Here is a 6,160-nt window from a genome sequence, read left to right as displayed (position 1 = left end):
TGGTGAATTAACCATATCAGAAAGGGGGTCTTTTTTCATCACCTAATGGGTGATGAAGCAGATTACTTTAAAGACTATTAAATCAATGTTAGGAAAGACTATTAGTAAAACTATGAATTATTCAGGTAAAAAGATAGATGGGGGTTAATAGTTATGCAAGAGAGAAAAGTTTATATATTATCAATTAAAAGAACCGCAGTAGGAAGTTTTCTAGGGAGTTTATCTGATTTATCACCCGCTGAGATTGGGTCAAAATTATTAGAAAAGATGTTAGAAGAAGACACGATCGTCAAAGACAAGGTGGATGAAGTAATCATCGGGAATGTCTTAAGTGCAGGTCATGGCCAAAATATTGCCCGACAAGTTTCTGTTAACGCAGGCATTTCAATCAATGTACCAGCTTATGGGGTGAATATGTTGTGTGGGAGTGGTCTAAAAGCCATTAATGAAGCATATAACCATGTGAAACTAGGTGATGCGGACTGTATTATTGCCGGTGGAGTGGAGTCGATGAGCCAAGCTAAATTCGCAACGACAGGCAACATTCGAAAAGGAAATAAAATGGGTGCCTTTTCTTTAGAAGACACAATGTTAACAGATGGGTTAACAGATGCCTTTTCAGGAATTCATATGGGAATAACAGCTGAGAATATTGCAAGTAAATTTGAAATCACTCGTGAAGAACAAGATGAATTTGCCATGAATACGCAAGAGAAAGCAAGACTCGCTCAAAAAGAGGGGAAATTCAAAGATGAAATTGTACCAATAACAGTTCAACAACGTCGTCAAGCGGTCGTATTTGAAGAAGATGAATACATCAATCATTCAACAAATTTAGAAAAGTTAAATAAATTGCGTCCGGCTTTCGATAAAGAAGGGTCAGTCACTGCAGGGAACGCATCAGGAATCAATGACGGGGCAGCTTTTGCTTTTGTTGTCTCAGATGCATTCGTTAAAGAACACAACTTAGAACCATTAGTTGAAGTGTTAGGCTTTGGCCAAAGTGGGGTTGATCCAAAAATTATGGGAATTGGACCAGTTAAAGCAATCAATAGTGTCATGAAGAAGACGGGTTTAAGCTTAGAACAGTTTGATGTTATTGAATTGAATGAAGCTTTTGCATCACAATCGATCGGTGTTATGAAGGAATTGACTAAAGATACGAGCTTAACTTATGAAGCACTCGCGGCTAAAGTAAACCCCAATGGTGGTGCGATTGCCATTGGACATCCGATTGGAGCTTCAGGAGCTCGAATAAGTGCCACCTTGATACATGAAATGAAACGCACTGAGTCCGAATATGGACTGGCATCTTTATGTATCGGGGGCGGCATGGGAATTAGTATGGCAGTTAAGAACGTGTAAACAGACCAAAAATGGTCCATATTATATAAAACATCTGAGAAACTCAACAATTCTAGTAAACATTTACCTAGAGTTGTTGAGTTTTTTGTAAAGGATTATAAACGCTAATATATCAAGCTTTATAGCAAATTAAAAAAAGTAGAATATTGGGAAAAATAATTGTGTCTTACTTAAACACCGTGTGCTATAATTTCATCTCGAAAGACAAATTTTCTTTCAAATCGGTTTCAAAGGAGTCAATAATGACAAAAATTTATGCAGAGGAGAATGTGCATATGGTAAAACAAGGTTATAGTGTGGAGTTGCATGGGGTAACAAAATCCTTCGACGATACACAAGTGTTAAAATCCATTGATATGGAATTAGAGAAAGGTAAATTTTATACTTTATTAGGCCCGTCAGGGTGTGGTAAAACAACGATTCTACGTATTATTGCTGGGTTTACAAAAGCATCATCAGGCCAAGTCTTAATCGATGGTACTGAAGTTACGAGAGTTGCAGCAAATCAGCGGAAGGTTAACACTGTTTTTCAAGATTATGCACTTTTCCCGCATATGAATATCTTTGATAACATCGCTTTTGGCTTGTCTGTCACAGGAGTCGATAAAGCGACGATTAAGGAGAAAGTTTCAGAAATGTTACGTTTAGTGCGCTTAGAAGGGTTTGAAGAGCGTTACATTGATGCGTTGTCAGGTGGACAAAAGCAACGTGTAGCGATTGCGAGAGCACTGATCAATGAACCAGATGTTCTTTTATTAGATGAGCCCTTGTCTGCGCTAGATCTAAAACTTCGAACAGACATGCAATATGAATTGCGCGAATTACAAAGACGTTTAGGAATAACGTTTGTCTTTGTTACTCATGATCAAGAAGAAGCTTTAGCTATGTCGGATTGGATTTATGTCTTAAATAACGGTGAAATTGTTCAATCAGGAACACCCGTCGATATTTATGATGAGCCGATTAACCGTTATGTCGCAGACTTTATTGGTGAGAGTAATATTGTAGCTGCGAAGATGATCGAAGATTATCGGGTTGAATTTGTCGGTCATACGTTTGACTGTGAAGATGGTGGGATACCAAGTGGTGAAGCGGTAGAGGTTGTTATTCGCCCCGAAGACGTTGAAATTACGTCACCTGAAGCAGGTCAATTGATTGCTAAAGTAGATACTCAATTATTCCGTGGTGTCTTTAACGAAGTCATTGCTTACGACGAAGATCATAATGAATGGATGATTCATACAACTAAAAAAGTTGAAACTGGTTCTCGAATCGGATTGCGATTCGGTCCAAGCGATATTCATGTGATGCGTTTCAACGAATCTGAAGAAGATTTTGATGCCCGTTTAGAACAGTATGAAGACTAGAGGTGGGCAATGAATACGAAAAAACATCATTTATTAGCGATACCGTATTACTTATGGATTATATTGTTTGTCATTGCACCGATTCTTTTATTATTGTATCGGTCATTCTTTAATATCGCCGGTCAGTTTACTTTTGATAATTATATTCATTATTTTACGAATCGAAATTATTTGGTTATGACTGCTAGCTCATTTTTATATGCTTTTTTAGTCACATTGGTCACACTTGTTATTGCGTATCCAATGGCGTATTTTTTAACAAAGACAAAGCGTAAAGATTTGTGGCTATTGTTGATTATCTTACCTACGTGGATAAACTTATTACTTAAAATCTATGCCTTTATTGGGATTTTAAGTCAAACAGGACCAATTAATTCATTTTTAACGAATTTAGGTTTTGAATCACAACAGTTATTATTTACGAATATTGCCTTTTTATTAGTGGCGGCCTATATTGAATTACCGTTTATGTTGTTGCCAATCTTTAATTCGATTGATGAGATACCACATTCACTGATTGAAGCAAGTACGGACTTAGGATCAAGTGAATGGGTGACAGTGAGACGAGTAGTGATGCCATTATCGATGCGTGGAGTGAGAAGTGGTGTTCAAGCAGTATTTATCCCTTCTCTATCTTTATTCATGTTAACGCGTTTAATCGGTGGGAACCGAGTCATTACCTTAGGAACAGCAGTGGAACAGCATTTCTTAGTGACCCAAAACTGGGGAATGGGTGCCACGATTGGTGTTGTCTTAATGGTTTCAATGGTATTAGTTATGTTCCTTACTCGTAGCCGTAACGATCAAGGAGGTGCAAGTAATGACTAAAGGAAAATTTAAGTGGTCAAACTTATACATTATCGCAGTATTTATTATATTGTATTTGCCAATTGGATATTTAATAGCCTATTCATTCAATAGTGCTGGGAATATGTCTGATTTTACAGGCTTTACTTTAGAACATTATCAGACATTATTTGCTGATCAGCGGTTATTATCATTTATCATGAATACGTTTATCATTGCCTTACTGTCAGCGACGATTGCGACAGCGATTGGAACTTTTGGGGCGATTGCCATTTATTATGCGCGCTTGAATAGTCAGCGGCAATTTTTATTGAATACGAATAATGTCTTGATGGTCACACCAGATGTTATGATGGGGGCAAGTTTCTTAATATTATTCTCTAGTATATTGCCACTTCGTTTAGGTTTTTGGAGTGTCCTTTTGGCTCACGTAGCTTTTAGTATTCCAATTGTTGTGTTAATGATTTTACCTCGTTTATATGAGATGAATCCGAACATGATTACTGCGGCCCAAGATTTAGGGGCGACGCATTGGCAAATATTATCACGTGTCGTTATACCAAGTATTGTTCGTGGTATTGTATCTGGTTTCTTTATGGCTTTTACCTATTCACTCGATGATTTCGCGGTAACATTCTTCGTTACTGGGAACGGCTTTAGTACTGTTTCGATCGAAGTGTATTCAAGAGCGCGAACAGGTATTAGTTTAGAAATTAATGCTTTAAGTACATTAATGTTTGTACTCGCGTTAGCTTTAGTCTTTGGTTATTATCAAATCCAAACGAGCGATCAAAGACGTATTCGTAAACAAGCCAATAAAAAAGTAGGTGGTCTGCGATGAAACAATTAATGACCATGTTATTAGCGATTTTACTGATTGTTGCTGTGTTATTTGGTTTTAGACATCAGTTAGAAAGTAGTTTAGGACTGACAGATGGCAATACGATTGTCTTTTATAACTGGGGAGATTACATTGACCCAGAATTATTGACTCAGTTTGAGGAAGAGACAGGTTATTCGGTTATCTATGAAACCTTTGATTCGAATGAAGCGATGATGACGAAGATTGAACAAGGCGGAACACGTTATGATGTAGCAGTTCCTAGTGAGTATATGATTGAACAAATGATTGAAGCAGACTTGTTACAAGAGATTGATCATTCATTGTTACCTAACTTAGAGAACATTAATCCGCGGTTCTTGGATTTAGAGTTTGATCCGAATAACCGTTTTTCGATTCCGTATTTTTGGGGAACATTAGGTATTATCTACAATACGAATTATGTTGATGAAAGTGAAGTTCAACAGTGGAATGATTTGTGGAATCCGAAATTCCGTAATAATATTATGATTTACGATGGGGCGAGAGAAGTTTTAGGCGTTGGTTTACAATCACTTGGCTATTCATTAAATGAAACAGATAGTACAAGATTAAGAGAAGCAACGAACAAGATGAAAACTTTGATGCCAAATATATTAGCCCTTGTTGCAGATGAGATGAAGATGCATCTTGGTAACGAAGAAGCGATGATTGGGGTGACGTTCTCTGGAGAAGCGTCCATGGCAATATGGGAGAATCCAGAACTTGCGTATGTCTTACCAGAAGAAGGGTCAAACCTTTGGTTTGATAATATTGTGATTCCTCATAATGCACAAAACGTTGAAGGGGCACATGCTTTAATTGATTTCTTACTTCGACCAGAAGTAGCAGCGCAAAATGCTGATTACGTCGGTTATTCAACACCGAATGAAGCGGCGACGGCTTTAATGGATCCAGAAGTCATTTCCGATGAAGCCTTTTATCCAAGTGAAGATGCTTTAGATAAATTGGAAGTATATCGTGGATTAGGGCAAGAGAAATTAATTGAATATAATGATTTATTCTTAGAAGTGAAGATCGAACCAAGAGACTAAACGGTTTTCCAATAAAAAATAAGAGGATTGATAGATGGTGAGTTATTAGACTTTTCCATTTATTCAATCCTCTTTTGTTGTTATTTAATATATTTGTAATCTTAAAGGAGAATCTTTACATAAAATTTACGAGAAACTTTCATTAAATTTATATTAGCTTGGTATGATAGTAGTAACAAAAGAGGAGGATGGATAATGGTGCTATTGGACAAGCTAAATATTGACATATCACAGAAAAAATTTACCAAAGCTTCATCCTTTATTATTGAACGATTTGTCGTACCTGAAGATCAAGATGGGCTTATTTTGTCATTTCAAATGGCCTATGATTACATTAACTTAATTCTAGTGTATGATAGCAATTATAATTTGAGAGCAGAGACAACTCAAATATACGAGAGACGTGTCATTAAAATTCACGAGAAGGACCTCTATACAAGCAATGAAGCTAAGGCAGGGTTAATTCCTGAGGGTGAGTGGATTATTGCTTTTGAAATCAATAATGAGGAGTTGCCTGACGTTGAATCTTTATGCACGATTGAAGTGACAAGTCATTAATATTTATTAAAATAATGAAAATCTATAAACCTGAATAATTCATAGTTTTACTAATAGTCTTTCCTAACATTGATTTAATAGTCTTTAAAGTAATCTGCTTCATCACCCATTAGGTGATGAAAAAAGACCCCCTTTCTGATATGGTTAAT

Annotated in this window: 6 protein-coding genes; all 6 read left to right on the top strand. The window is 36.6% G+C overall.

Annotated elements, in window-relative coordinates; all coding sequences use genetic code 11:
* Positions 1–153 precede the first annotated feature (153 nt).
* The 6 genes from ACEN4N_RS10825 to ACEN4N_RS10800 all read left to right on the top strand — a co-directional run bounded on the left by ACEN4N_RS10825 (position 154) and on the right by ACEN4N_RS10800 (position 6,011).
* Positions 154–1,365 carry an acetyl-CoA C-acetyltransferase gene (locus tag ACEN4N_RS10825; RefSeq protein ID WP_407090339.1) on the top strand — a complete coding sequence of 404 codons (1,212 nt, stop codon included), beginning with the start codon at positions 154–156 and terminating at the stop codon, positions 1,363–1,365.
* 275 nt (positions 1,366–1,640) lie between these two features.
* On the top strand, positions 1,641–2,732 hold the full coding sequence (locus ACEN4N_RS10820) for an ABC transporter ATP-binding protein (protein WP_407090345.1): 1,092 nt from the start codon (positions 1,641–1,643) through the stop codon (positions 2,730–2,732).
* 9 nt (positions 2,733–2,741) lie between these two features.
* Positions 2,742–3,560 (top strand): ABC transporter permease, encoded by an 819-nt coding sequence (locus ACEN4N_RS10815; protein WP_197105179.1) that lies wholly within the window; start codon positions 2,742–2,744, stop codon positions 3,558–3,560.
* Positions 3,553–4,380, top strand: a complete 828-nt coding sequence (locus ACEN4N_RS10810) for an ABC transporter permease (RefSeq protein WP_407090341.1) — start codon at positions 3,553–3,555, stop codon at positions 4,378–4,380. Before ACEN4N_RS10815 ends, ACEN4N_RS10810 begins: the two co-directional genes overlap by 8 nt.
* The gene (locus tag ACEN4N_RS10805; RefSeq protein ID WP_407094223.1) at positions 4,377–5,453 is read left to right on the top strand and encodes an ABC transporter substrate-binding protein; all 1,077 of its coding nucleotides are present in this window, start codon (positions 4,377–4,379) and stop codon (positions 5,451–5,453) included. The genes ACEN4N_RS10810 and ACEN4N_RS10805 overlap by 4 nt, the downstream gene beginning before the upstream one ends.
* A gap of 195 nt (positions 5,454–5,648) precedes the next feature.
* Positions 5,649–6,011: a hypothetical protein gene (locus tag ACEN4N_RS10800; protein WP_407090343.1), complete on the top strand. Its 363-nt coding sequence runs from the start codon at positions 5,649–5,651 to the stop codon at positions 6,009–6,011.
* The last annotated feature ends 149 nt before the right edge of the window (positions 6,012–6,160 follow it).

The organism is Ruoffia sp. FAM 20857 (assembly GCF_045528645.1).
GTDB classification, from domain to species: domain Bacteria; phylum Bacillota; class Bacilli; order Lactobacillales; family Aerococcaceae; genus Ruoffia; species Ruoffia halotolerans.
This window is presented reverse-complemented; position numbering and strand designations above follow the sequence as displayed.

Coding starts and splice junctions, on each gene's coding strand:
- ACEN4N_RS10825 (WP_407090339.1), top strand. CDS start 154: ATGCAAGAGAGAAAAGTTTATATATTATCAATTAAAAGAACCGCAGTA.
- ACEN4N_RS10820 (WP_407090345.1), top strand. CDS start 1,641: ATGGTAAAACAAGGTTATAGTGTGGAGTTGCATGGGGTAACAAAATCC.
- ACEN4N_RS10815 (WP_197105179.1), top strand. CDS start 2,742: ATGAATACGAAAAAACATCATTTATTAGCGATACCGTATTACTTATGG.
- ACEN4N_RS10810 (WP_407090341.1), top strand. CDS start 3,553: ATGACTAAAGGAAAATTTAAGTGGTCAAACTTATACATTATCGCAGTA.
- ACEN4N_RS10805 (WP_407094223.1), top strand. CDS start 4,377: ATGAAACAATTAATGACCATGTTATTAGCGATTTTACTGATTGTTGCT.
- ACEN4N_RS10800 (WP_407090343.1), top strand. CDS start 5,649: ATGGTGCTATTGGACAAGCTAAATATTGACATATCACAGAAAAAATTT.